Origin of the sequence: Streptomyces sp. ICC1, from assembly GCF_003287935.1 — a bacterium.
GTDB classification, from domain to species: Bacteria; Actinomycetota; Actinomycetes; order Streptomycetales; family Streptomycetaceae; genus Streptomyces; species Streptomyces tritrimontium.
This window is the reverse complement of sequence record NZ_CP030287.1, coordinates 5780278-5801888: the sequence shown is the minus strand read 5'-3', so window position 1 is coordinate 5801888 and position 21611 is coordinate 5780278. Positions and strand designations below refer to the sequence as shown.

The 21611-nt window shown below is 73.1% G+C and carries 18 protein-coding genes and 3 pseudogenes; 10 read left to right on the top strand and 11 right to left on the bottom strand.

Annotated elements, in window-relative coordinates; all coding sequences use genetic code 11:
* Nucleotides 1-144 precede the first annotated feature (144 nt).
* The gene (locus tag DRB96_RS27255) at nucleotides 145-1494 is read right to left on the bottom strand and encodes a 6-phospho-beta-glucosidase (RefSeq protein WP_112450839.1); all 1350 of its coding nucleotides are present in this window, start codon (nucleotides 1492-1494) and stop codon (nucleotides 145-147) included.
* A gap of 55 nt (nucleotides 1495-1549) precedes the next feature.
* Nucleotides 1550-2539 carry a helix-turn-helix domain-containing protein gene (locus tag DRB96_RS27250; RefSeq protein WP_239516353.1) on the bottom strand — a complete coding sequence of 330 codons (990 nt, stop codon included), beginning with the start codon at nucleotides 2537-2539 and terminating at the stop codon, nucleotides 1550-1552.
* A gap of 223 nt (nucleotides 2540-2762) precedes the next feature.
* Between DRB96_RS27250 and DRB96_RS27245 the strand changes: the two genes are divergently transcribed.
* The 3 genes from DRB96_RS27245 to DRB96_RS27235 all read left to right on the top strand — a co-directional run bounded on the left by DRB96_RS27245 (nucleotide 2763) and on the right by DRB96_RS27235 (nucleotide 5228).
* Entirely contained in the window at nucleotides 2763-3431 is a 669-nt protein-coding gene (locus DRB96_RS27245; protein ID WP_112450838.1) for a helix-turn-helix transcriptional regulator, read from the top strand.
* Between the two features lie 64 nt (nucleotides 3432-3495).
* Nucleotides 3496-4053 carry a toxin-antitoxin system, toxin component gene (locus DRB96_RS27240; protein ID WP_204357827.1) on the top strand — a complete coding sequence of 186 codons (558 nt, stop codon included), beginning with the start codon at nucleotides 3496-3498 and terminating at the stop codon, nucleotides 4051-4053.
* Complete coding sequence (locus DRB96_RS27235) at nucleotides 4050-5228, top strand: MAB_1171c family putative transporter (RefSeq protein ID WP_112450837.1); 1179 nt, start codon at nucleotides 4050-4052, stop codon at nucleotides 5226-5228. The genes DRB96_RS27240 and DRB96_RS27235 overlap by 4 nt, the downstream gene beginning before the upstream one ends.
* Before the next feature lie 61 nt (nucleotides 5229-5289).
* Here the strand turns inward: DRB96_RS27235 and DRB96_RS27230 are convergent, their stop codons facing one another.
* The 3 genes from DRB96_RS27230 to DRB96_RS27220 all read right to left on the bottom strand — a co-directional run bounded on the left by DRB96_RS27230 (nucleotide 5290) and on the right by DRB96_RS27220 (nucleotide 7758).
* Nucleotides 5290-6066: a DUF4239 domain-containing protein gene (locus tag DRB96_RS27230; RefSeq protein WP_112450836.1), complete on the bottom strand. Its 777-nt coding sequence runs from the start codon at nucleotides 6064-6066 to the stop codon at nucleotides 5290-5292.
* 36 nt (nucleotides 6067-6102) lie between these two features.
* A complete protein-coding gene (locus tag DRB96_RS43225; protein WP_162688739.1) occupies nucleotides 6103-6669 on the bottom strand; it encodes a hypothetical protein in 567 nt (188 codons plus the stop codon).
* A 129-nt stretch (nucleotides 6670-6798) separates the two neighbouring features.
* Complete coding sequence (locus tag DRB96_RS27220) at nucleotides 6799-7758, bottom strand: helix-turn-helix transcriptional regulator (protein WP_112450834.1); 960 nt, start codon at nucleotides 7756-7758, stop codon at nucleotides 6799-6801.
* A 144-nt stretch (nucleotides 7759-7902) separates the two neighbouring features.
* Between DRB96_RS27220 and DRB96_RS27215 the strand changes: the two genes are divergently transcribed.
* Nucleotides 7903-9306 (top strand): M20/M25/M40 family metallo-hydrolase, encoded by a 1404-nt coding sequence (locus DRB96_RS27215; RefSeq protein WP_275432028.1) that lies wholly within the window; start codon nucleotides 7903-7905, stop codon nucleotides 9304-9306.
* Nucleotides 9303-10841: a YfcC family protein gene (locus DRB96_RS27210; protein ID WP_112450832.1), complete on the top strand. Its 1539-nt coding sequence runs from the start codon at nucleotides 9303-9305 to the stop codon at nucleotides 10839-10841. Before DRB96_RS27215 ends, DRB96_RS27210 begins: the two co-directional genes overlap by 4 nt.
* 105 nt (nucleotides 10842-10946) lie before the next feature.
* Here DRB96_RS27210 and metG read toward each other — a convergent pair whose 3' ends face one another.
* From metG to DRB96_RS27195, 3 genes and pseudogenes are all read right to left on the bottom strand, one after another.
* Nucleotides 10947-12662 (bottom strand): methionine--tRNA ligase, encoded by a 1716-nt coding sequence (gene metG / locus DRB96_RS27205; RefSeq protein ID WP_112450831.1) that lies wholly within the window; start codon nucleotides 12660-12662, stop codon nucleotides 10947-10949.
* A gap of 342 nt (nucleotides 12663-13004) precedes the next feature.
* Entirely contained in the window at nucleotides 13005-14492 is a 1488-nt protein-coding gene (locus tag DRB96_RS27200) for a hypothetical protein (RefSeq protein ID WP_112450830.1), read from the bottom strand.
* 19 nt (nucleotides 14493-14511) lie between these two features.
* Nucleotides 14512-14718: pseudogene (locus tag DRB96_RS27195) on the bottom strand (DNA repair protein RadA); the annotation flags it as partial.
* Between the two features lie 105 nt (nucleotides 14719-14823).
* Here DRB96_RS27195 and DRB96_RS27190 point away from each other — a divergent pair.
* The 4 genes from DRB96_RS27190 to DRB96_RS27175 all read left to right on the top strand — a co-directional run bounded on the left by DRB96_RS27190 (nucleotide 14824) and on the right by DRB96_RS27175 (nucleotide 18356).
* Nucleotides 14824-15444 (top strand): TetR/AcrR family transcriptional regulator, encoded by a 621-nt coding sequence (locus DRB96_RS27190; protein ID WP_239516888.1) that lies wholly within the window; start codon nucleotides 14824-14826, stop codon nucleotides 15442-15444.
* 92 nt (nucleotides 15445-15536) lie between these two features.
* Nucleotides 15537-17075 carry an MFS transporter gene (locus DRB96_RS27185; RefSeq protein ID WP_112450829.1) on the top strand — a complete coding sequence of 513 codons (1539 nt, stop codon included), beginning with the start codon at nucleotides 15537-15539 and terminating at the stop codon, nucleotides 17073-17075.
* 128 nt (nucleotides 17076-17203) lie between these two features.
* Nucleotides 17204-17965, top strand: coding sequence for a class III extradiol ring-cleavage dioxygenase (locus tag DRB96_RS27180; protein ID WP_112453738.1), 762 nt, complete (start codon nucleotides 17204-17206; stop codon nucleotides 17963-17965).
* A complete protein-coding gene (locus tag DRB96_RS27175; RefSeq protein WP_162688792.1) occupies nucleotides 17958-18356 on the top strand; it encodes a hypothetical protein in 399 nt (132 codons plus the stop codon). The genes DRB96_RS27180 and DRB96_RS27175 overlap by 8 nt, the downstream gene beginning before the upstream one ends.
* Here DRB96_RS27175 and DRB96_RS27170 read toward each other — a convergent pair.
* The gene (locus DRB96_RS27170; RefSeq protein WP_112450827.1) at nucleotides 18328-18966 is read right to left on the bottom strand and encodes a Uma2 family endonuclease; all 639 of its coding nucleotides are present in this window, start codon (nucleotides 18964-18966) and stop codon (nucleotides 18328-18330) included. The genes DRB96_RS27175 and DRB96_RS27170 overlap by 29 nt on opposite strands.
* Nucleotides 18967-19104: 138 nt before the next feature.
* Nucleotides 19105-19311: pseudogene (locus DRB96_RS45015) on the bottom strand (GNAT family N-acetyltransferase); the annotation flags it as partial.
* Nucleotides 19312-19527: 216 nt separating this feature from the next.
* Here DRB96_RS45015 and DRB96_RS45010 point away from each other — a divergent pair.
* Nucleotides 19528-20505 (top strand): sigma-70 family RNA polymerase sigma factor, encoded by a 978-nt coding sequence (locus DRB96_RS45010; RefSeq protein WP_112450826.1) that lies wholly within the window; start codon nucleotides 19528-19530, stop codon nucleotides 20503-20505.
* 107 nt (nucleotides 20506-20612) lie between these two features.
* Here DRB96_RS45010 and DRB96_RS27160 read toward each other — a convergent pair.
* Nucleotides 20613-21581 (bottom strand): annotated as a pseudogene (locus DRB96_RS27160) (transcriptional regulator); the annotation flags it as partial.
* Nucleotides 21582-21611: the final 30 nt, after the last annotated feature.

Below are 21611 nucleotides of genomic sequence, written 5' to 3'. Positions count from 1 at the left end.
CTCTCACAGTGCCCCCGCCCGGCCGCATGCGGCGTTAGCCCGTCCGGGGCAAGTCCATCGGACGGTCGCGCAGGCCGTCAGCGCGGGCGCACCGGGCCGTCAGAGCGGGCGCACCAGGCCGTCGGCGCAGAGGTGCGGGAGCCGTCAGCGCAGGTAGCCGAGGCCCGGGTGCTCCGCCGCGTACGCCTCCACCAGCCGCCGGGCCACCCCGACCGAGTCCACCAGCGGGTGCAGCGCGAAGGCCTTGACGGCGTCCGCCCGCGATCCGCTCGCCGCGGCCGCCAGGACCTCCCGCTCGGCGGCCTTGACCGAGGTCACCAGGCCGGCCGCGTGCAGCGGCAACGGGTCGACGGCGACCGGGTGGGCCCCGTTGGCGTCGACCAGGCACGGCACCTCGATGACCGCCCGGTCGTCGAGCACGGCGAGGGTGCCGCGGTTGCGGACGTTCAGGATCAGCGTGGCGCGCTCGTCCCGGGCGATGGCCCGCATCAGGGCGAGGGCCACCTTCTCGTACCCGCCCGACTCCAGGTCGCTCTCGTCCCGCGCGCCGACGCCCGCGACCTCGCGGTTCTCGGACATGTACGTGGCCTCGCGCTCGGCCCGCGTCCGGTCCCAGGCGGCCAGCGCCGCCCCGGCCGGCTGCCCCGGCCGCCCGGCCTCGGCGTAGAAGCCGCGCTGCTGGTCGCGCAGGAACGCCCCGCGCGTCTGCTCGGCCCCCTGGTAGGCCCGGACGGTGTCGCGGTTGAAGTAGTAGTAGTGCAGGTACTCGTTGGGGATGGCCCCGAGCGAGCGCAGCCAGTCCGCGCCGAACAGCCGGCCCTCCTCGAAGGACTCCAGCGCCTCGGCGTCGGCCAGCAGCCGGGGCAGCTCGTCCCGGCCGCCGATCCGCAGCCCGCGCACCCAGCCCAGGTGGTTGAGGCCCACGTAGTCGATCCAGGCGTCCTCGGGCCGCGCGCCGAGCAGCCGGGCGATCCGCCGTCCGAGCCCGACGGGCGAGTCGCAGATCCCGATGACCCGGTCGCCGAGCTCCTCGGCCATGGCTTCGGTGACCACCCCGGCCGGGTTGGTGAAGTTGATGACCCACGCCTCGGGGGCGAGGCGCGCCACCCTGCGCGCGATCTCCCGGGCCACCGGAACGGTCCGCAGGCCGTACGCGATCCCGCCCGCGCCCACCGTCTCCTGGCCCAGCACCCCCTCGGCCAGGGCGATCCGCTCGTCCGCGGCGCGCCCCTCCAGGCCGCCGACACGAATGGCCGAAAACACGAAGTCCGCGCCGCGCAGGGCCTCGTCGAGATCGGTGGTGGCCGTGACGGCCGGGGCGTCCGCGATCCCGTCGGCCTGATCCGCGAGCACGCGCGCCATGGTGGTGAGCCGGCCCGCGTCCTCGTCGTAGAGGGTCACGTGCGACACCCTGCCCTCGGCGTGGTCGCCGAGCAGGGCTCCGTAGACGAGCGGTACCCGGAAGCCGCCCCCGCCGAGGATCGTCAGCCGCACGCCCTTACCGCCTTTCGCAGTGCCACGTTTCGTGGCACCAGTCTCCCCCGCCCGGTCAGTCCACCGGCGACGGCACGGCCCGCAGCCGCGGCACCTGGTGCGGCTGCGCACCCGCGCCGCCGCGGACCGGACCGGTCGGCAGACCCTGCGGCGCCGAGAGGACCATGGTCATCCGGGTCAGTCCCATCCCGTCGAGCATCCGGCTGGATTCCGCCACCATCCGGCAGCGCACCAGGCCCCAGCCCGGGTCGGGGTGGCGCACCGTGCGCACCGCCCCGTCCTGTTCCGCCGCCTCGGCCCCGTGCGTGGTCAGCCAGTGCGGCACCCCGTACCGGTAGGCGGCCTCCATGAACGGGTCGCGGGCCACCTCCTGGCGGATGCTGCGCAGCCCCTCGTCCTCCGGGGCCGCGGCCAGCGCGGTCGCGAACCGGGCCAGCAGCGGTACGCACCAGGCCGGTTCGTGGTCCTCCAGCACGGCTGCGGCGTCCGGGTGGAACAGCACGAAGCGCAGGAAGTTGTCGTCCGGCAGGGCGGTCGGGTGCGGGCGGACCGACTGGAAGAGCCGGTCGAACGCCGAGTTGGTCAGGGCCACGTCCCAGCGGTGGTCCACGAGGAAACTCGGGTAGGGCACGGCCTCCATGAGGGCCGCGTAGTCACACAGGTAGTCGCGCTGGGCCGGGTCGGCGGGCAGCCGGTTCTCCTCGGCCGCGCGCCAGGTGGGCGGCGGGTCGCGGTCGACCATGACCCGGAAGAGCCAGAAGCACTGGCGCTCGCTCATCTCCAGGGCCTCGGCCAGGGCGAGCAGCTTGCGGTCCGTCCACTCCTTGACCAGGCCGCGCTCCCAATTCCCGTACGCCCGCACGCTGATGCGCAGCCGCGCCGCCAGGTCTTCCTGGCTCAGCCCCAGTTCCTCCCGGCGCTGGCGCAAAATCTCCTTGCGTCGCTCCGACCGCACGGCGCCGCGTGCGGACTCCTCGCCCGCGAGGCGCTCCCCACCGATGTGGGCGAGGCCGTCGGACGGGCCCACCGCTGCGAGATGTGGCACCGAGAGCTCCCCCTCTTTATTACGGTCTGGATCTTCGTTTCCGTGTGGCGATCCTGCTACCGACTTCATTCGAGTGTCAACTATTGTGGCAATTCCAGCCTCTTGACAGCTCATTCCCGCCACAGCTGTGGCAAGTTCTAGCCCTACAGACAGAGACCGGATAGATTCCAGGAGCCGACCACGTGCCCGCCCCCCGACCTCGCGCGATCTAGGAGAACCACTGGTGACAGACGGCTTCCCGGCTCCCGTCGCGGTGGCCAACGCGCACCTGGCAGCCACCATCACGCGCGTCGCCGAACTCACGGGCAAGATGGGCCGCGACCTGAACCAGGTCTTCGACCTGCGCCGCCTCTCCGAGGCCTCCGGGGTCCCCGCCGACGTGGTGCGGACCCTGCTGGACGGCCGGCCGGCCGGCGAACCCGATCTCCAGACCCGCTTCCTGCAGCGGCTCGACCTCCTGCGGCGCACGCGCGTCAAGCCCAACGGCCGCCGCTACACCCAGCAGGAGATCGCCGACGGCGCCGCCATGTCCCGCCAGCAGGCCGGGGCCCTGATCAACGGCGACCGCCGGCCCACGATGGAGCACTGCGACGCGATCCAGCGCTTCTTCGGAGTGCACGCCGGCTTCCTCACCGCACACGACTCGGACGCCCTCACGGACGCGCTCCAGAGAACCGAGCAGCAACTGCTCCAGGACTTCGCGGGCCGCGCGCGGGAAACCGTACCGGCCCAGGCCGCTTCGACGGGCGATCCACTGGCAAGACTCCTGCAGAACCACGGAGTACGCGGCATCGCCTGGCGGGCCGCCCAACTGCCCAGCGACAAGCACCGGGACAAGGTGACCGAATGGCTGGACATGCTTCTCGAAAGCGTAAAACCGAACGAATCCTGACCCAGTCGAAATTCTGGGTCTGATCCTTGAGTCCTGATCCGGATCCGCGCCGACGGGGAGAACGGTGAGCATAGGCAGAGAGCAGCGGCGGTTGTGCGGGGAGCTGGTGGCCGGCATCACGCTGACCGCGCCCGTGGAGCCCGTAGACCTCTACGCCGCCCTCTGCGAGGGCATGAGCAAGCACCGCGGCCGCCGGGTGGAGTTCCGGATGGCCTCGTTCCCGCCGGGAACGGCAAGCGGCCTGTGGCTCGACATGGCGGACCGCGATCTGGTGGTCATCGAGGAACGCACCGCACCCGACCACCAGCTGGTGATCCTCGGTCACGAGCTGTGGCACATGAAGGCCGGCCACTGCAGCCACCACGTCGACGGCGCCGCCGTCGCCGCCCGGCTGCTCTCGGACGAGGCCGACATCGGCGAGACCGTTCGCCGGGTCGCGGCGCGCACGCGCGCCGACGTCCAGGAGGAGACCGAAGCGGAAACCTTCGGTTTACTGCTGGGCAGCAGGTGCCGGACCTGGCTCGCCGGATCGGCGAGCCACCGGGCGCCCGCGCAGCGTGACCAGTTGGCCGGCCGCATCGAGGCCGCGCTCGGATACCGGGGGCACAGGAACGACCGTTGAAAGGCCAGGACTACTACACACCGGCAGCCGCGATGGCGATCGCTCTCGCCTTCAAGCTGCCGGCCCTGCGCAACAACTGGCGTGACCCGCTTCTGCGATCGGTCTGCGCCCTGCTCACCCTGGCCGGCGCGGTCTTCACCTTCGCCGCCCCGCCCACCATCGAGGCGGTCAACCGCTGGACGGGCATACCCAACTTCTCCGCCCCGCTCGTCTACTGCCTGATCACCGCCTTCAGCGCCGCCTGCCTCGTGCTGATCGTCAACTGGCGGGGCGGGCCGCCGGAGGAGACCCGGCGGGTCTCGCGCCGCTGGATCACCGGCTACTCCGTCGTGATCGTGGCGCTGACCCTGCTGTTCGTGCTGGGCGAGGCCCCGGTCGAACGGCTGCGGGACTTCGACACCTACTACGCCAACACCCCCTTCATCCGGGAGCTGATCGCCCTCTACCTGGTGGCCCACAACGTGGCCGCCTTCGTGATGGTCGCGATGTGCTGGCGCTGGTCCCTCCAGGTGCGCGGCTGGCTCCGGGTCGGCCTGATGATCATCGTCCTGGGATACGTCTTCAACCTCAGCTACGACGCCACCAAGATGACGGCCGTCGTGGCCCGCTGGAGCGGGCACGACCTGGACTGGCTGAGCACGTCCGTGGCCCCGCCCGTGGCCTCCCTCGGAGCCAACATCAGCGCGATCGGCTTCGTGCTCCCGCTGGTCTTCCAGCGGCTTTCGGACAGCTGGCAGAACTGGTCGGCGTACCGGCGCCTGGGCACCCTCTGGCACGAGGTGCGCGTGTCCATCCCGGACGGCACCCCCTGCGTCCGGATGGCCTGGTGGACCGCCGCCGAACTGCGGATGATCCAGCGCGAGTCGGACATCCACGACGGCTTCCTGCACCTCGGCCCGTACTTCGACCACGACCACCGGGACGAGGCCCTCGCGCGGGCCCAGGACGCCGGGGCCGACGAGGAGACCGCCCGGGCCGTCGCCGACGCCGCCATGGTCGCGGCGGCCGTACGGGCCCGGTCGGCCGATCCCGAGGGCAGGGTCATCGGGGCCAGCGAGGAGGGGGCCCCGGCGGCCGCCGACGGTCCGCGCGACCTGCTGCGCATCTCGCACGCCCTGCGGAACTCGCCGGTGGTGGCCGAGTTCCGGCGCCAGGCGTCGCTCTCGGGGGTCTGACCACTGCGGTCAGCTCCCGGCGGCCGGCCCCCGCGGTCAGCCCCCGCGGCCGGCCCCCGCGTCAGCTCCCGGCGGCCAGGGACAGCGCCGGGAACAGGTCCTGGAACGGCGCCGCCGAGTCGATCCCGTCCCGGCCGAAGGGCGCGTCGAAGCTCCACACCATGAACAGCAGGAACACGATCAGCGTGCTGAACAGCCCGGCCAGCAGCAACTCCCGCCCCGACCGCCGGATCTGCAGCGCGAAGATCAGCCCGACCGTGACCAGGCCGCCCACCACCAGCCCCAGCCACACCACGCTGGGCAGCGTCGACGCGTCGCTCTGCGTCCGCTCGTGCCGGGCGTCGTCGGCGGCCGCGATGTGGTCCAGCAGCGGCTGGTAGGCCTGCGCCTGGAGCTCGTTGCCCGGGTTCTGGTGGGTGAGATCACCGCGCAGCTTGCCGAGCAGTTCGCCGCCCTCCGTAGACGCGGCCTCCCCGGAAACCAGCCGCGGCCAGTCCACGCTGACGGTGTGGGAGACGTACGCGTTCACCTCGCCCCGGATCCGGTCGCGGACGGGCGCCGGGTAGACGTCGGCCCGCTGGGTGACCTCGTACAGGGACTGGGCCTCGCGGCGCACGCTGTCCTCGGCGGCGCCGCGCGCCTCCCAGACGCCCGCGATGGCCAGGCCGAGCACGATCGCGTAGACCACGCCGACCATCATCACCATGTACTCGATGACGTCGGGGGTCTCGCTGGTGTCCTCGTCGACGGCGACCCGGCGGTGCCGGAGCGCGGTGAAGGTGAAGACCAGGGCGCAGACGAGCGCCATGGCGATGGCCAGGACCAGCCATTCGGACACGAGGGTTCTCCGTAGGTTGAATGAACGGACGAATCGTCAGCCGCGGCTCTTGGAACGGGGCCGCAGCGCGACGGCCGCGAGCACCGCCGGGGTCGTGACGACGACCATGAGCATCAGGGTGGACATGCCGTCGGGGCCGCGCCTGGCCAGCGCCGAGGAGTGGTACGGGCGCACGTGGAACCGGCTCGCGGGCCCTGCCCCGGCTGCGCGCGCGGCCGGGGCCACCGCTGCGCCCGGCGCCGCCCGCACCGCCCCGGGCCCGGCCGGTGGATCCGCCGGCGGCTGCGCCACCCCGGCCACGGCCTCCGCCGCCGGCCACGGGCCGGGCTCCGGCGCCGCCGGCGGCCAAGGCACCGGGACCGGAGCCGGCCCCCGCCCCGGGTGGCGCACCGTGGGCCGGGCGGCGCCGGGCAGCGTCATGCGCGGCGAAGGCCGTGCGGCGGGGGGAGCGGGCGCGGGCGTCCTCGGCTTCGGCCCGGCCGGAACGCACACGTCGACCCGGGCGCCGCGCCCGTGGCCGTCTCCGGCGACCTCCACGTGACCGTGCAGCGGGCAGAGCGCCGCCACCAGGCCGGCCCCGGCGAAGTACTGCCAAGCGGTCACCGCGCGTTCTCCCGATTCCGCAGCAGGGATGAGGGCTACGTCTGAAGAAACGATCACGGCGGCGCTTCGATACGCGGCAGACAGGTCAAGATCCCCACCCGGGACCCGATTCGGGCCGCCCCGCGCGGTCTAGGCCCTCGGGGCCGCCGGAGCCGCCGGGGCGTCGGCGCTCGCGCCGGTCGAAGTGTGCGCGGCGCTCGCGCCGGTCGCGGCGGCCGACGTGTTCGCGGCGGCGCCCGCCAGGATCCGCAGGGCCGCGTCCGAAGGCGATCCCGCCTCCGCCGTGTAGGTGATCAGCGTCTGGTCCGGATCGTCCGGGAGCACGAGGCTCTCGTAGGCGAGGGCGAGCTCGCCGACCAGCGGGTGGCGCAGGTGGTAGCCGCCGTGGGTCTTCTCCCCCACCTCGCGTTCCTCCCACAGTCGGGTGAACTCCGCGCTGTGCTCCGCCAGTTCGGCGATGAGCTCGGCGAACCGCGGGTCGCCGGGGTGGCGTCCGAGGTCGAAGCGCAGGTAGGCGACCAGATCCCGCGCCTTGGTCTCCCAGTTGACGAACCGTCCGCGCACCTCCGGGTGGAGGAAGACCAGCCACGCCTTGTTGCGCCGCTCCGGCGCCAGCGCCGCGAAGTCGGTGATCAGCGTCGCGAAGAGCGGGTTCCAGGCGAGGATGTCGGTGCGCCGGCCCAGGACGAACGCGGGCGTCCCGGGCATCGACTCCAGCAGCCTGCGCAGCCCCGGCCGCACCTCCTGCGCCTCATCGGCCTCCCGGCCCCGCGCCCGCGCGGCGGCGGCCCCGCCCGGCCCGGCGTTGCGCACCAGCCGGGTCAGGTGCGCCGCCTCGGCCGCGTCCAGGCGCAGGGCGGCGACGACCGCGCCGAGGATCCCGTCGGAGACGTTCTCGGCCCGGCCCTGCTCGAAGCGCGTGTAGTAGTCGGCGCTGACCCCGGCGAGCTGGGCCAGCTCCTCGCGGCGCAGCCCCGGCACCCGGCGGCGGCCCCCGAAGGAGCGCAGGCCCGCGTCCTCCGGCCGGATCCGGGCCCGCCGGGACCGCAGGAAGTCGCCGAGTTCGGCCTTGGGCCCGTGCTGGTTCATGCCGCCGATCCTAGATCGTGCCCCCGGGCCGCTCACCCGTCCGGCCCATTCCCTCACGGCGCGGGCCGTCCCCCGAGCCGATGATCGGAGAACCCGATCCCGCAGCTCAGCGGGGTCACCCGGGGAGCAGAGGGACGGTGGCAGGTGGAAGCGGACGGCTCGCAGACCCTCGGAGAACAGGTCGACGTCCTGATGGACGGCCTGCGGGCCGATCTGGAACGGCTGGCGGCGATCCCCTCGGTCGCCTTCCCCGGCTATCCGACGGAGCCCGTGGAGGAGGCGCACGACCTGGTCGTCTCCCTCCTGCGCGCGGCGGGCGTCCCCACCATCGAGCGGATCGACCTCCCCGACACCGCCCCGGTGATCTACGGGGAGATCCCGCCGCCGCACCCGGACGCCCCGACCGTCCTGCTCTACGCGCACTACGACGTCCAGCCCGCCGGGAACCCCACCCTGTGGCTCTCCCCGCCCTTCGAGCCGACGCCCGTCCCCGGTGTCCCCGGCGCGCTGCGGGCCCGCGGCATCGCCGACGACAAGTCGAACGTGATCGCGCACCTCGGCATGCTGCGGCTCTACGGCGGCCGTCCGCCGGTCGGGATCAAGCTGGTGATCGAGGGGCAGGAGGAGTACGGCAGCCCCTTCGACGACTACCCGCCGAGCGATCCGGACCGGTTCGCGTGCGACGCGATGGTGATCGCCGACCTCGGGAACCTGCGGCCCGGCACCCCGACCCTGACCACCGGCCTGCGCGGGGCCTGCGAGGTCACGGTGGAGGTGCGCACGCTCGCGGAGGCACGCCACAGCGGGGAGTTCGGCGGAGCCGCCCCGGACGCCCTGCTGGCCCTGCTCCGGGCGCTGTCCACCCTGCACGACGAGCACGGCGACGTGGCGGTGCCCGGACTGCGCCGCGATCCCTGGGAGGGAACGACCTACACCGAGGAGGAGTTCCGCGACCTCGCCTCCGTCCAGGACGGCCTGCCGCTGATCGGCACCGGCTCGCTGGGCGAACGGCTGTGGAGCGGGCCCGCCGTCACCGTCATCGGGCTCGACGCCCCCGACGTGGCCGGGGCCGCCTCCGCGGTGGTCCCCTACGCGCGGGCCAAGCTGAACCTCCGCTTCCATCCGCACCAGGATCCGAAGGAGGCCCGTGCCGCCCTGGTGGAACACCTGCGCGCGCAGCGCCCCTTCGGCATCCCGCTCACCGTCACCCCGGGCGACACCGGCCCCGGCTTCGAGGCGCGGACGGGCGGGCCGGCGTACCGGGCGGCGCTGACCGCGCTCAAGGAGGCCTGGGGCACGCAGGCCTCGTACGTCGCCACGGGCGGCTCCATCCCGCTGGTGAACGGCCTCGCGCAGGCCGCTCCGGGCGCGGAGGTGCTCCTCTTCGGCGCGCAGGACAGCATGTGCAACCTGCACGCGCCGAACGAGCGGGTGCTGCTGTCCGAGCTGCGCAACACGGTGGTGGCGATGGCCGCCTTCGTCCGGGAGTACGCGGCCGACTTCCGTGCCGCGCCCCGGGACCCGGTGGACGCCGGAGGCGCACCGTGACCGCGCCGACCCCGGCTCCCGCGGCTCCCGCCCCAGAGGAGGAGCCGCCGCCGGCGCGGAAGTTCTCCTTCCCCAGCGCCCTGACCATCCTGGCCATCGTCACGGTCGCGATCTGGCTGCTGGCCTTCCTCGTCCCGGCCGGCCAGTACGACCGCGACGACAGCGGCGCCCCGGTCGCCGGCACCTACCACCGGGTCGAGGGCACCCAGAGCTTCACCGACCGGCTGAACGACCTGTTCCTGTCCCCGGTGAACGGGCTCTACGGCCTCCAGGACCCCAAGACCGGCCAGGTCGGGCCCACCTTCAGCGGAGACCTCTACGGCAGCGCGGGCGTCTTCCTCTTCGTCCTCGCCATCGGCGCGTTCATCACCGTCGTCTTCGCCACCGGCGCCCTCGACCGCGGCATCGCCCGTCTCGCCCACCGGCTGCGCGACCGCGGGGCGCTGCTGATCGCCGCCGTGATGGTGGTCTTCTCCGTGCTCGGCACCGTGGAGGGCTTCGCCGAGGAGACCCTCGGGTTCTACGGCCTGCTGGTGCCGATGATGCTGGCCCTCGGCTACGACCGGCTCGTCGCCGTCGGCGCCGCCATCCTCGGCGCGGGCATCGGCGTGCTCTGCTCCACCGTGAACCCGTTCGCGACCGGCGTGGCCTCCTCGGCGGCCGGCATCTCGCTCGGCGACGGGATCGGGCTGCGCTTCCTGATGTGGATCGTGCTGACCACGGTGACCGTCCTCTACGTGATCCGCTACGCGCGGCGGGTCCAGAAGGATCCGGCCAAGTCCATCTGCGGGTTCCTGCCCGGCGACCGGGAGCAGAAGGCCACCGGCGACGAGGAGGCGGAGCCGGAGCTGACGGGCCTGCACAAGACGGTGCTGGTGCTGCTGGTCCTCGTCTTCGCCTTCATGATCTTCTCGGTGGTGCCCTGGGCCGGGGCGCTCACCGGCGACGCGGACGCGGCCCCCTACGCCTGGGAGCTGGACTGGTCCTTCGCCCAGCTCGCCGCGCTGTTCATCTGCGCGGCCGTGCTCATCGGGCTGGTGGCCCGGATGGGCGAGGCCAAGCTCAGCTCCACGATCATCCAGGGCGCCGCGGACTTCATCTCCCCGGCCCTGGTCATCATGCTGGCGCGCGGAGTCACGGTCATCATGAACAACTCGAAGATCACCGACACCGTGCTCCACTCCATCGAGGGCGTGGTGAAGGGGACTTCGTCCGGAGTCTTCGCGATCATCGTGTTCCTGGTGAACCTGCCGCTCGCCTTCCTGATCCCCTCCACGTCCGGGCACGCCACCCTCACCATGCCGATCCTGGCCCCGCTCGCCGACTTCGCGGGCGTCTCGCGGGCGCTGATGGTGACGGCCTGGCAGTCGGCGAGCGGCTGGATGAACCTCTGGGTCCCGACCACCGCCGTGACCATCGGCGGTGTCGCGCTGGCCAAGGTCGGCTACGACAAGTACTTGCGCTTCGTCTGGCCGCTGCTCGCCATCCTCTTCGTGCTGATCTGCGGGTTCCTGGCCCTGGGCGCGGCGATGTGAGCGACCCGGGCGCGCGGGCCCCCGGTACGCCGCGGCGCCCGGGTACGCCGCAGGGGCGCGGCCCCGGAGGGTCGCGCCCCTGCTTCGGTTCGCTGTCGGGAGGGCTCAGGCGTCCGGGTTGCCGCCGAACCGCTCCTTGTACGAGTCCAGGTCCTCTTCGGTGATCTTCGCGAAGAGCACCGGCGGCACCGTGAACGGCGTGCCCGCCGGCACCGCGTCGAGGGACGCGGCCTGCTCCGGGGTGATCCACGCCGCCGTGTCGTCGGCGAGCGTGAACGCCGAGCGCATGGCGCGCGCCGAGGCCGGGATGAACGGCTCGGAGACCACCGAGTAGAGGTGGATGAGGTTCATCGCGGTGCGCAGCGTGAGCGCCGCGCCCTCGGGGTCGGTCTTGATCTCCAGCCAGGGGGCCTTCTCCTCCAGGTAGGAGTTGCCGGCCGACCACAGGGCGCGCAGCGCGGCGGCCGCCTTGCGGTACTGGAGGGTGTCCATGTGGCCCTCGTACTCGGCCAGCAGTTCGGCGATCTGCGTGCCGAGCTTGGCCTCGGCCTCGCCGGCGGCGTTGCCCGCCGGGACGTCGTCGCCGAAGCGCTTGCGCGAGAAGGAGAGCACGCGGTTGACGAAGTTGCCGAGGGTGTCGGCGAGGTCCTTGTTCACCGTGGAGGTGAAGTGCTCCCACGTGAAGGACGAGTCGTCGGACTCGGGCGCGTTGGCGATGAGGAAGTAGCGCCAGTAGTCGGCCGGCAGGATCTCCAGGGCCTGGTCGGTGAAGACGCCGCGCTTCTGCGAGGTGGAGAACTTGCCGCCGTAGTACGTGAGCCAGTTGAAGGCCTTGACGTAGTCGACCATCTTCCACGGCTCGCGGATCCCGAGCTCGGTGGCGGGGAACATCACCGTGTGGAACGGGACGTTGTCCTTGGCCATGAACTGGGTGTAGCGGACGTCCTCGGCCTCGTACCACCAGGACTTGTAGTCGCGGTTCGCCGGGTCGGCGTCCGACCACTCCTTGGTGGCCGCGATGTACTCGATCGGGGCGTCGAACCAGACGTAGAAGACCTTGCCGTCGGCGGCCAGCTCGGGCCACGTGTCGGCCGGGACCGGGACGCCCCAGTCGAGGTCGCGCGTGATGGCGCGGTCGTGCAGGCCCTCGGTCAGCCACTTGCGGGCGATGGAGGACGCCAGCTGCGGCCACTCCTCCTCGTGCTCGGCGACCCAGGCCTCGACCTCGTGCTGGAGCGCGGACTGGAGGAGGAAGAGGTGCTTGGTCTCGCGGACCTCGAGCTCGGTGGAGCCGGAGATGGCCGAGCGGGGCTCGATCAGGTCCGTGGGGTCCAGGACGCGGGTGCAGTTCTCGCACTGGTCGCCGCGGGCCTTGTCGTAGCCGCAGTGCGGGCAGGTGCCCTCGACGTAGCGGTCCGGCAGGAAGCGGCCGTCGACCGGCGAGTAGACCTGCCGGATCGCGCGCTCCTCGATGAAGCCGTTCTCCTGGAGGCGGCGCGCGAAGTGCTGGGTGATCTCGGCGTTCTGCGCGGACGAGCTGCGGCCGAAGTAGTCGAAGGACAGCTCGAAGCCGTCGTAGACCGCCTTCTGGGCGTCGTGGGCCTGCGCGCAGAACTCGGAGACCGAGATGCCGGCCGCCTTGGCGGCGAGCTCGGCGGGGGTGCCGTGCTCGTCGGTGGCGCAGATGTAGAGGACGTCGTGGCCGCGCTGGCGGAGGTACCGGGAGTACACATCCGCCGGAAGCATCGACCCGACCATGTTGCCCAGGTGCTTGATCCCGTTGATGTAGGGAAGCGCGCTGGTGATCAGGTGTCGAGCCATCCTCGGATGCTCCATTTCATATATGCCGGTACGACGTGACGTGCGGTTCATCGTATCGAACCGCCCAAACGCCACGCGCCGCATTTCTTCGGGGTGGACGGGCGTGCGTGCAACGCAAAAGCGAGGGCTGTGACCTCTCCGTCACGGCCCTCGCGCTGCGGCCATGGTACAGCGGGGCGAAGAGGCGCCCGACCGCCGTCCACGGCGGGCGGCCGGGGCCGGCGGGTGCGGCGGGGCCGCGGCGCGGCCGCCGGGCCGACCGTTCGTGACCGCCTGGCCGACCGTTCGTGGCGGCCTGGCCGACCGTTCGTGACCGCCGGGCCGGCCGTTCGTGACCGCCGGTCAGTCCCGGCCGCCCGCACCGCCGTCGATGGCGGTGATCTTGACGCCGCTCGCCAGCCTGCCCGTCAGGACGACCGCGCCGCCCTGCGGACCGGCGACGGGCAGGGCCAGGGCGCGGCCGGCCGCCTCGCCCCGGGCGGCCCCGTCCGCGGTGATCGCGGCGACCTCGCGGCTGCCGGCCGCCAGTACGTACCAGCGGCCGGCCGGCGAACGCCACCGGGTGCCCGCGAGCAGGTGCTGCCCGAAGCGTCCGCACGCCGCGGTCCCGCGGGAGCGCGCCACGTCCTGCGGGGGTCCGGCGGGCGGCCGCAGCTGGACCAGGACGTCGCCCGGGCCGGCCCAGCCGGAGGCCCTGGTGCAGGACCAGACCGCCCGGCCCGCGCCGTCGGGGAGTTCGGTGCCGGCGAACTCCCAGATGTTGACGGCCCGCACCCCGCCGCCGCGCAGCTCCCGCAACCGGCAGGCCACCGGCGCCCACGCCGCCCGCGCGGCGGGGCCGGTGGCCTCGCGCGGCTGGCGCGCGGGCACCGCCCCCGGGCCGTCGGGCAGCGGCGTGTACGTCAGGTGCACGGGGGTCAGCGCGCCCAGGTCGGCGAGGACGAAGGCGTGCTCCTCGACGATCCGGGGCGAGGAGGTGAGCTCCAGCGCGGGCCAGGCCCCGCACGCCGCGCCGGAGGCCTCGACGCCGTCGGGGCCGTCGGGGGCGCCGGGCCCGTCGGTGCGCGGTACGGCGGCCTCCTCGGTGACCCCGTCGGCGGCGACGGCCAGCGGCCGGGCCTCCTCACCGGCCCGCAGGAGGTCGCGGGTGGCCGCCTGCGCGATCCAGGGCGCGAGCAGGTAGCGGACCGTGCCCCCGGCTCCGCCGTCGGCGGACCGGCTCAGCGCCAGAGCGGCGGCGGTGGTCACGTTGGCCTCGTCGGTACGGGCGAACGCGAGCTCCCGGCCGCGCGGCCCGTCCGCGGATTCGCCGTAGCGGACCACCCGGTCCCCGTCGAGGAGCACCACCACCGCCCGCCCGGCCACGTTCCCCGCGTACAGGAGCTGCGGCGCGTGCCCCGGCGGACCGGTCGCCGTGCCCGGCGCGGCCGTCACCGCCACCTCGCGCGGCCGGGCGGCCCAGGCCGCCAGGGCGCGGGCGAGCAGGCCCCGGTCGGCGGTGCGCCCGCCGCGCGCGGGCCAGGCGCTGAAGTCGACGCGGGCGGTGTCGGCCCACGCCTCGGCGGGGACGCGGACCAGCCGGGCCGGGTCCAGCGCCCCCGCGGCGGCGGGTCCGGCCGCCGGGGTCGCCTCGGGGCGCGGCGCCGACCCGTCGGCCGCGAGCACCCCGGCCGCCAGGACCAGCGCGGCCGCGGCGGTCCAGCCGGCCCGGGTCCGGCGGCGCCGGCGCAGCAGGTCGGTGGGGCGGGCGCTGACCACGCCGGCGTCGAACCCGGAGCCGCGCAAAGCCCGCAGGAGCGTTTCACCGGCGGAGTCCCCGGCGGTGTCCACGGCAGCGCCCCCGTCGGGGCAGCAGCGAGGGCTTCACCGCGTCGAGGTGCCCGAGTACGGCGGAGAGGTCGGTCTCGGCGGCGAGGTAGAGGTGGTCGCTGAGCGCGTTGATCCGGTCGGCCCGCAGCCGCACCTGGCTCGCCGACCCCTCGCCCGTGACGTACAGCGTGCGGTGCCCGTCGCTGGCCGCCTTCGCCGCGACGTCGACCAGCAGCGTGGCCTTCCCTCCCCCCCGCCCGCCCCCTCGCCGCCCCGCCCCTCCGGGTCCGAGGCCGCCGCCCCGGCCCCGGCCCCGGCTCAGGCCCCGGCTCGGACCAAGGCTCCGGCCAAGGTGCCCCGCCCGCGGGCCGACGCCGTGCGCAACCGGGAGCGCATCCTGACCGCGGCGCGCGAGGCGCTCGTGGAGTTCGGCTCCGCCGCACCCCTCGACGAGATCGCCCGCCGGGCCGGCGTCGGCAACGCCACGCTCTACCGGCACTTCCCCGACCGGCCCACGCTCGTCCACCACGTCGTGCTCTTCGTGATGGACCGGGTGACGGCGCTCGCCGAGGACGCCCTGTCCCAGGAGCCGGACGCCTTCGCCGCCCTGTGCCGCTTCACGCACGGTGCGGCGGACGAGCGGATCGGCGCCCTGTGCCCCATGCTCTCCGGCGACTTCGACCGTGAGCACCCCGAACTGCTCGCCGCCCGCACGGCCTTGGAAGAGGCCGTCGACACCCTGCTCGGCGCCGGCCAGTCCTGCGGGCTGCTGCGCACGGACATCGGGGTCGGCGACCTGATGATCGCCCTGTCCCAGCTGAGCCGCCCCCTCCCGGGCACCGCCTGCTTCGACACCGACCTCTTCGTCCACCGCCATCTGCAGCTGTTCCTCGACGGCTTGAGGGCTCCGGCACGCTCCGAACTGCCGGGCGCGCCGACCACGCTGGAGGACCTGAGGCGGAAAACCATGTGACGCCCCGGGGCGCACCCGGTAGCGTCGCAAACCGCCCAAAATACCTTTCCTGATTCATTTCAGTCATCACGCACCGCGAAGTGGGTATCCCCATGTCCAAAACAGCCGCGAATCCGCCGCTGGCTGCCGCCGCCGACCCCAGCCGCTGGAAGGCCCTGGTCTTCATAGCCCTGGCGCAGCTGATGGTCGTCCTCGACGCCACCATCGTGAACATCGCCCTGCCGTCCGCCCAGACCGACCTCGGCATCTCGGACGGCAACCGCCAGTGGGTCATCACCGCGTACGCGCTGGCCTTCGGCGGACTGCTCCTCTTCGGCGGCCGCATCGCCGACAAGTGGGGCCGCAAGAACGCCTTCATCGTCGGCCTCATCGGCTTCGCCCTGGCCTCCGCGCTCGGCGGCGCCGCCCAGGGCGAGGCCATGATGCTGGGCGCCCGCGCCCTCCAGGGCCTCTTCGGCGCGCTGCTCGCGCCGGCCGCGCTCTCGCTGCTGGCCGTCATGTTCACCGACGCCAAGGAGCGCGCCAAGGCCTTCGGCATCTACGGTGCGATCGCCGGCGGCGGTGGCGCCGTGGGCCTGATCCTCGGCGGCTTCCTCACCGAGTACCTCAACTGGCGCTGGACGTTCTTCGTCAACATCCCGTTCGCGATCGTCGCCGCGGTCGGCGCCTGGATGATCATCCGCGAGCCGGCCGGCGGCCGTAACCGCGCGCCGCTCGACATCCCCGGCGTGCTCCTGTCCACGACCGGCCTGGTCGCCCTGGTCTACGGCTTCACCCGCGCCGAGTCGGCCGGCTGGTCGGACGGCCTGACCGTGGGCATGTTCGTCGCCTCCGTGGTGCTGCTCGCCTCGTTCGTCCTCGTCGAGTCCCGTACGACCCACCCGCTGCTGCCGCTGCGCGTGCTGCTGGAGCGCAACCGCGGCGGTGTCTACCTCTCGCTGGGCCTCGCCGTCATCTCGATGTTCGGCCTGTTCCTCTTCCTCACGTACTACCTGCAGGTCGTGAAGGGCTTCTCGCCCGTCAAGACCGGCTTCGCCTTCCTCCCGATGATCGTGGGCATGATCGCCGGCTCCACCCAGATCGGCGCCCGCCTGATGACGCGGGTTCCGCCGCGCCTGCTGATGGGCCCCGGCTTCATGGTCGCCGCCGGCGGCATGCTGCTGCTGACGCAGCTCGAGGTCGGCTCCTCCTACCCGGCGCTGATCCTGCCGGCGCAGCTGCTGCTGGGCCTCGGCATGGGCACCGCGTTCATGCCCGCCATGTCCCTGGCCACGTACGGGGTGAACCCGGCCGACGCCGGTGTCGCCTCCGCGATGGTCAACACCTCGCAGCAGGTGGGCGGCGCGATCGGCACCGCCCTGCTGAACACGATCGCCGCCTCGGCGACGACCGCGTACCTGACCGACCACGCGGCCGAGGCCGCGGCGGGCGGCCCGGCCGGGCAGCTGATCCAGGCCCAGGCCATGGTGGAGGGCTACGCCTCCGCGATCTGGTGGGCCGTCGGCATCCTGGTCGCCAGCTCGCTCATCGCCCTGACCCTCATCACCACGGGCAAGCCGGGTGCGGGCGGCCCGGTCGCCGAGGGCGCGGACGGCGAGGCCGACCTGAAGGTTCCGGTGATCGCCCACTGACCCGGCCGGATCCCGGGTCCTCCCGGGTGCGGGAATGACTGATGGCCCCGCGTTGTTCAAATTTGAACGACGCGGGGTTAGTCTTTTCCCGGCGGACCGCCCGAACACCTCTGGAGCTCCCGATGACGATGCCGGCGCTGTACCTGAGCCACGGAGCCCCGCCGCTGGCCGACGACCCGGTGTGGCCCGGCGAGCTGGCCGCCTGGTCCGCGGACCTGCCCCGCCCCCGGGCGATCCTGATGGTCTCCGCCCACTGGGAGGAGGCCCCGCTCGCCCTCGGCGCCACGGAGCCCGTCCCGCTCGTCTACGACTTCTGGGGCTTCCCCGAGCACTACTACCAGGTCCGCTACGGGGCTCCGGGCGCCCCCGAGCTGGCCGCGGCGGTACGAAAGCTCCTGAAGGCCCCCGGCACCCCGGTCCAGGACATCCCCGACCGGGGCCTGGACCACGGCGCGTACGTCCCGCTGGTGGAGATGTTCCCGGCGGCCGACATACCGGTGCTCCAGATCTCCATGCCGACCCTGGACCCGCGCCGCCTGATGGAGATCGGCCGCAAGCTCGCCCCGCTGCGCGACGAAGGCGTCCTGATCGTGGGCAGCGGCTTCTTCACCCACAACCTCGCCGCCCTGCGGCACACCGGCCCGGGCGTCCCCGGCTGGTCCGCGGAGTTCGACGCGTGGGGCCACGAGGCGCTGGCCGCCGGCGACGTGGACTCCCTCCTGGACTTCGAGGCCAAGTCCCCGGCGGGCCGCCTGGCCCACCCGCGCACGGAGCACTTCGCCCCGCTGTTCGTCACCCTGGGCGCGGCCGAATCCGAGCTCTCGACGGCGTCCACCCCGGTCTCGGGCTTCTGGATGGGCCTGTCGAAGCGCTCGCTGCAGTTTGGCTAGCGGCGACGGGTCCGGCCCCCGGACCCTCTGGTGCCCGAGCGGCTCGGCGTACGCGGCGGAGTCGGTGGTCCTGGCGGTCCGCGAAGGCCTCGACGGACCCCCGGTCTACCTCCCGGCCCCGCGCCCGGCGGCCGAGGCCCTGGCCGGACTCCCGCCCGGCACCGAACCGCGCCGCCTGCTGCGCCTGGCCTCCCACTGCGTCCCGCACTGCCTGAACCGCGCGGGCGAGACCTGCACCCTGGCCACCCGCCTGGCGGCGTCCGCACCCGCCGGGACCTCCGTCCCGTCCTGCCACCTCCGCCCGGCGTGTACGTGGTGGGCCCAGTCGGGCCCCGCGGCCTGCCGCGCCTGCCCCGAGGTCGCTACCCGCCGCCCCGGCCCGGCCCCGTGATGTCCTCGCCGATGGCGAACCCCTTGGCGGGTCCGGCCGGAATCGTGACGGAGGTCCCGTACGCGGCCCGAACCTCGTCTTCGTAGACGGCCTTCTCGGGGTCGGGCGAGGTCAGCACGGTGACGGTGCCGCCGTCGTCGAAATCGTCGATCAGGATGTAGACCGGGATCCCGGCGTGGGCGTAGGCCCGGCGCTTGCGGACTCGGTCGCGGGAGATGCAGTCGCGCCCGGGGGAGACCACCTCGACGACGAGCTCTACGGCCGAGGCCTTGATGCCGATGCCGTCCTCGGTGACGTGTTCTTGCGTGCCCTTCGGAGCGATGAACAGGTCCGGGATCCAGACTTTGCGGCCGTGGATGACGTTCATGTCCTGACGGGCGGCGTAGCCGCCGGCTGCCAGGAAGACCACGAGGGTGTCCCGCAGTTCGTTCACGGTCTCACCGTGGGAGTAGCGACCGGTTGGTGACACTTCGATGGACCCCTCGATGATCTCGGCGCGGAAGCCCTCGGGGAGTTTCTCGACTGCGGCCTGCCATGCGAGCCACAGGGCCTCGTCCAAATCTGAAGGGGGTGTGGCGGTCTCTGTGGTCTCGTGGGCGAGAGCGGTCATGGGTGCAGCACCTCCTCCTCAAGTGTGGGCGTCGCCGGCCGGACCGCACAAGCGACCCCCCGATGGTCGAGCGCCATCTGCGCGTGCCGCAGGGATATGCCAAACCCTCACTCGGAGAGGTGACACGGCCCTGGTCCGCTTTGGCCGGAACACGCTGCTTGTGGTGTATCCGGCGATTCGATCGCCAGTGCAGGCAACCAGAAGCCGGTGCGGACCGTCTTCACGGTGGGAGTGCGGCCGGGGGCGGCGCTGTTCCGGGGCGAAGACGGCCGTGGCGCATGTGACGGCGGTCTCACGGACGTGGTGGTTCCGCAAGTCCGTGAGCGTCTCCGGATCGGCCTCCATCCCGGGCCTGACCTGCACCTCTTCGGGCTCTGGCGGTGTCGCGGATCCGCCCGGGCCGGGGGGTGGCGGGGCAGGATACTGCAAGATCTCGGAAAATAGGGAGCGACGTGGGAATTCTGTCCCGATTCCAGTCGTTGTTTCCTTCGGAAGCGGGCACTCGGGAGAGTGTCCAGGCAGCCGCAGCACCGCGACCGAACTCATCGCAAGGGAGCACGCATGGCAACCCGCGCCGTCGCCCGTCGTCAGTCCACGAGCAGCGCTCGCGCCGTGGGCGGGGAGATCGCCGACCGTGACCTGGTCGGCATGTACCTCGACGAGATCGCCCGGACCCCGCTGCTCGACGCCGCCAAGGAAGTGGAGCTCTCGCAGATCATCGAGGCGGGCGTGTACGCCCGGCAGATCCTCGACGGGGCGATAGAGCGCAAGGGCAAGAAGCCCTCCCACGAGGAGCTGGAGTTCCTGGCCGCCGAGGGTGAGCGCGCCAAGGAGGTCTTCATCCGCTCCAACCTCCGCCTGGTCGTCGCCGTGGCCCGCCGCTACCCGCGCAGCGGTCTGCCGCTCCTCGACCTCATCCAGGAGGGCAATGCCGGCCTGGTGCGCGCCGTCGAGAAGTTCGACTACGCCAAGGGCTTCAAGTTCTCCACGTACGCCACGTGGTGGATCCGCCAGGCCATCACCCGGTCCATCGCCGACCAGTCCCGCACCATCCGCCTCCCCGTCCACCTGGTGGAGGAGCTCGGCCGGATCCGCCGGGTCCAGCGCGAGTTCAACCGGGAGAACGGCCGCGACCCGGAACACGCCGAGATCGCCGCCGAACTGGACACCACGCAGAAGCGCGTCGGCGACGTCCTGGACTGGGCGCGCGACCCGGTCAGCCTCAACATGGGGGTGGACGAGGACGGCGACACGCAGTTCGGTGACCTGCTGGAAGACACCTCGGCCATCTCCCCGGAGCAGTCCGTCCTCTCCCTGCTGCGCAGTGAGGAGCTGGAAGACCTGCTCGGCAAGCTCGACCAGCGCACCGCGTCGATCATCAAGATGCGTTACGGCATTGAGGACGGTCGGGAGCGTACCCTGACAGAGGTGGGCAAGCAGCACGGTCTGACCCGTGAGCGGATCCGCCAGATCGAGAAGCACGCGCTGTTGGAGCTGAAGCGGATGGCCCGGGACACGGGCTTCGACGCGGTGGCCTGACAGCCCCCCAAGAACGAGCCCCCGGCGCCTATCCCCCCCAGGCGCCGGGGGCTCCCCTTTGCCCGCCCCCGATGCGTCGCCGGTGGCGGCCGCGGCGGCTCCGGGCCCGCCGCACCCGTCAGCCGCGCGCCCAGCGCCCGGGCCGCTTCCACCAGGAAGTCCGGCCCGTGCACGGTGAACGGCACGCCCGTCAGCGCCAGCCGCGCCACCAGCCACTCCGGCGCGTCCGAGGACTCGAACCGGACCCGCGCCGCCACGGCCGCCCGCGCCGCACCCGCCGGTCCGGCCCCGGAGGCGGCCTCCGCGTGCTCCCGCAACCACCCCGGCAGCTCCCCGCGAGGCCCCGCGAAGGTGACGTCCACCAGGTACGTCTCCCCGCCCCGCAGCCCCCGCCGCACGAACTCCACCGCGTCCACCGGCAGTTCCCGCGCCGGGAACCGGGCCCCCGTCGCGCCCGGCCCGCTCACCCGGTCCACCCGGAAGGTCCGCCAGTCCTCGCGCTCCATGTCGTAGGCCACGAGGTACCACCGGCTCCCGGTGCTGACCAGCCGGTACGGCTCCACCAGCCGCCGCGACTCCACCCCGTCCCGCGCGCGGTAGGAGAACCGCAGCCGTTCCGGGCCGGCCACCGCCGACGCGATCACCGTCAGCGTCCGCGGGTCCACGCTCGCCCCGTCCCCCCGGGTCACGGCGACCGTCGCCGACTGCAGCGCGCTCACCCGGTGCCGCAGCCGGCCCGGCAGGACCTGCTCCAGCTTCGCGAGGGCCCGTACGGAAGCCTCCTCGATGCCCTCGATCGCGTGTCCGGCCCCCGCCCGCAGGCCCACGGCGATCGCGACGGCCTCCTCGTCGTCCAGCAGGAGCGGCGGCATCGCCGCGCCCGCCACCAGCCGGTAGCCGCCCTCCGCGCCGAGCGTGGCCTCCACCGGGTATCCCAGTTCGCGCAGCCGGTCGATGTCGCGCCGGATCGTCCGGGCGCTCACCCGCAGCCGCTCCGCCAGCTCGCTCCCCGGCCATTCGCGCGGGGTCTGGAGCAAGGAGAGCAGGCTGAGCAGCCGGGCCGGGGTGTCGGTCATGGATTCAAGATTGCCAGCCAAATAGGACAC

Bases quoted from the DNA above. Each gene is read 5' to 3' on its own strand.
- DRB96_RS27220 (WP_112450834.1), bottom strand. From the start codon at position 7,758: ATGAACCAGCACGGGCCCAAGGCCGAACTCGGCGACTTCCTGCGGTCC.
- metG (WP_112450831.1), bottom strand. From the start codon at position 12,662: ATGGCTCGACACCTGATCACCAGCGCGCTTCCCTACATCAACGGGATC.
- DRB96_RS27185 (WP_112450829.1), top strand. From the start codon at position 15,537: ATGTCCAAAACAGCCGCGAATCCGCCGCTGGCTGCCGCCGCCGACCCC.
- DRB96_RS27180 (WP_112453738.1), top strand. From the start codon at position 17,204: ATGCCGGCGCTGTACCTGAGCCACGGAGCCCCGCCGCTGGCCGACGAC.
- DRB96_RS27170 (WP_112450827.1), bottom strand. From the start codon at position 18,966: ATGACCGCTCTCGCCCACGAGACCACAGAGACCGCCACACCCCCTTCA.
- DRB96_RS45010 (WP_112450826.1), top strand. From the start codon at position 19,528: ATGGCAACCCGCGCCGTCGCCCGTCGTCAGTCCACGAGCAGCGCTCGC.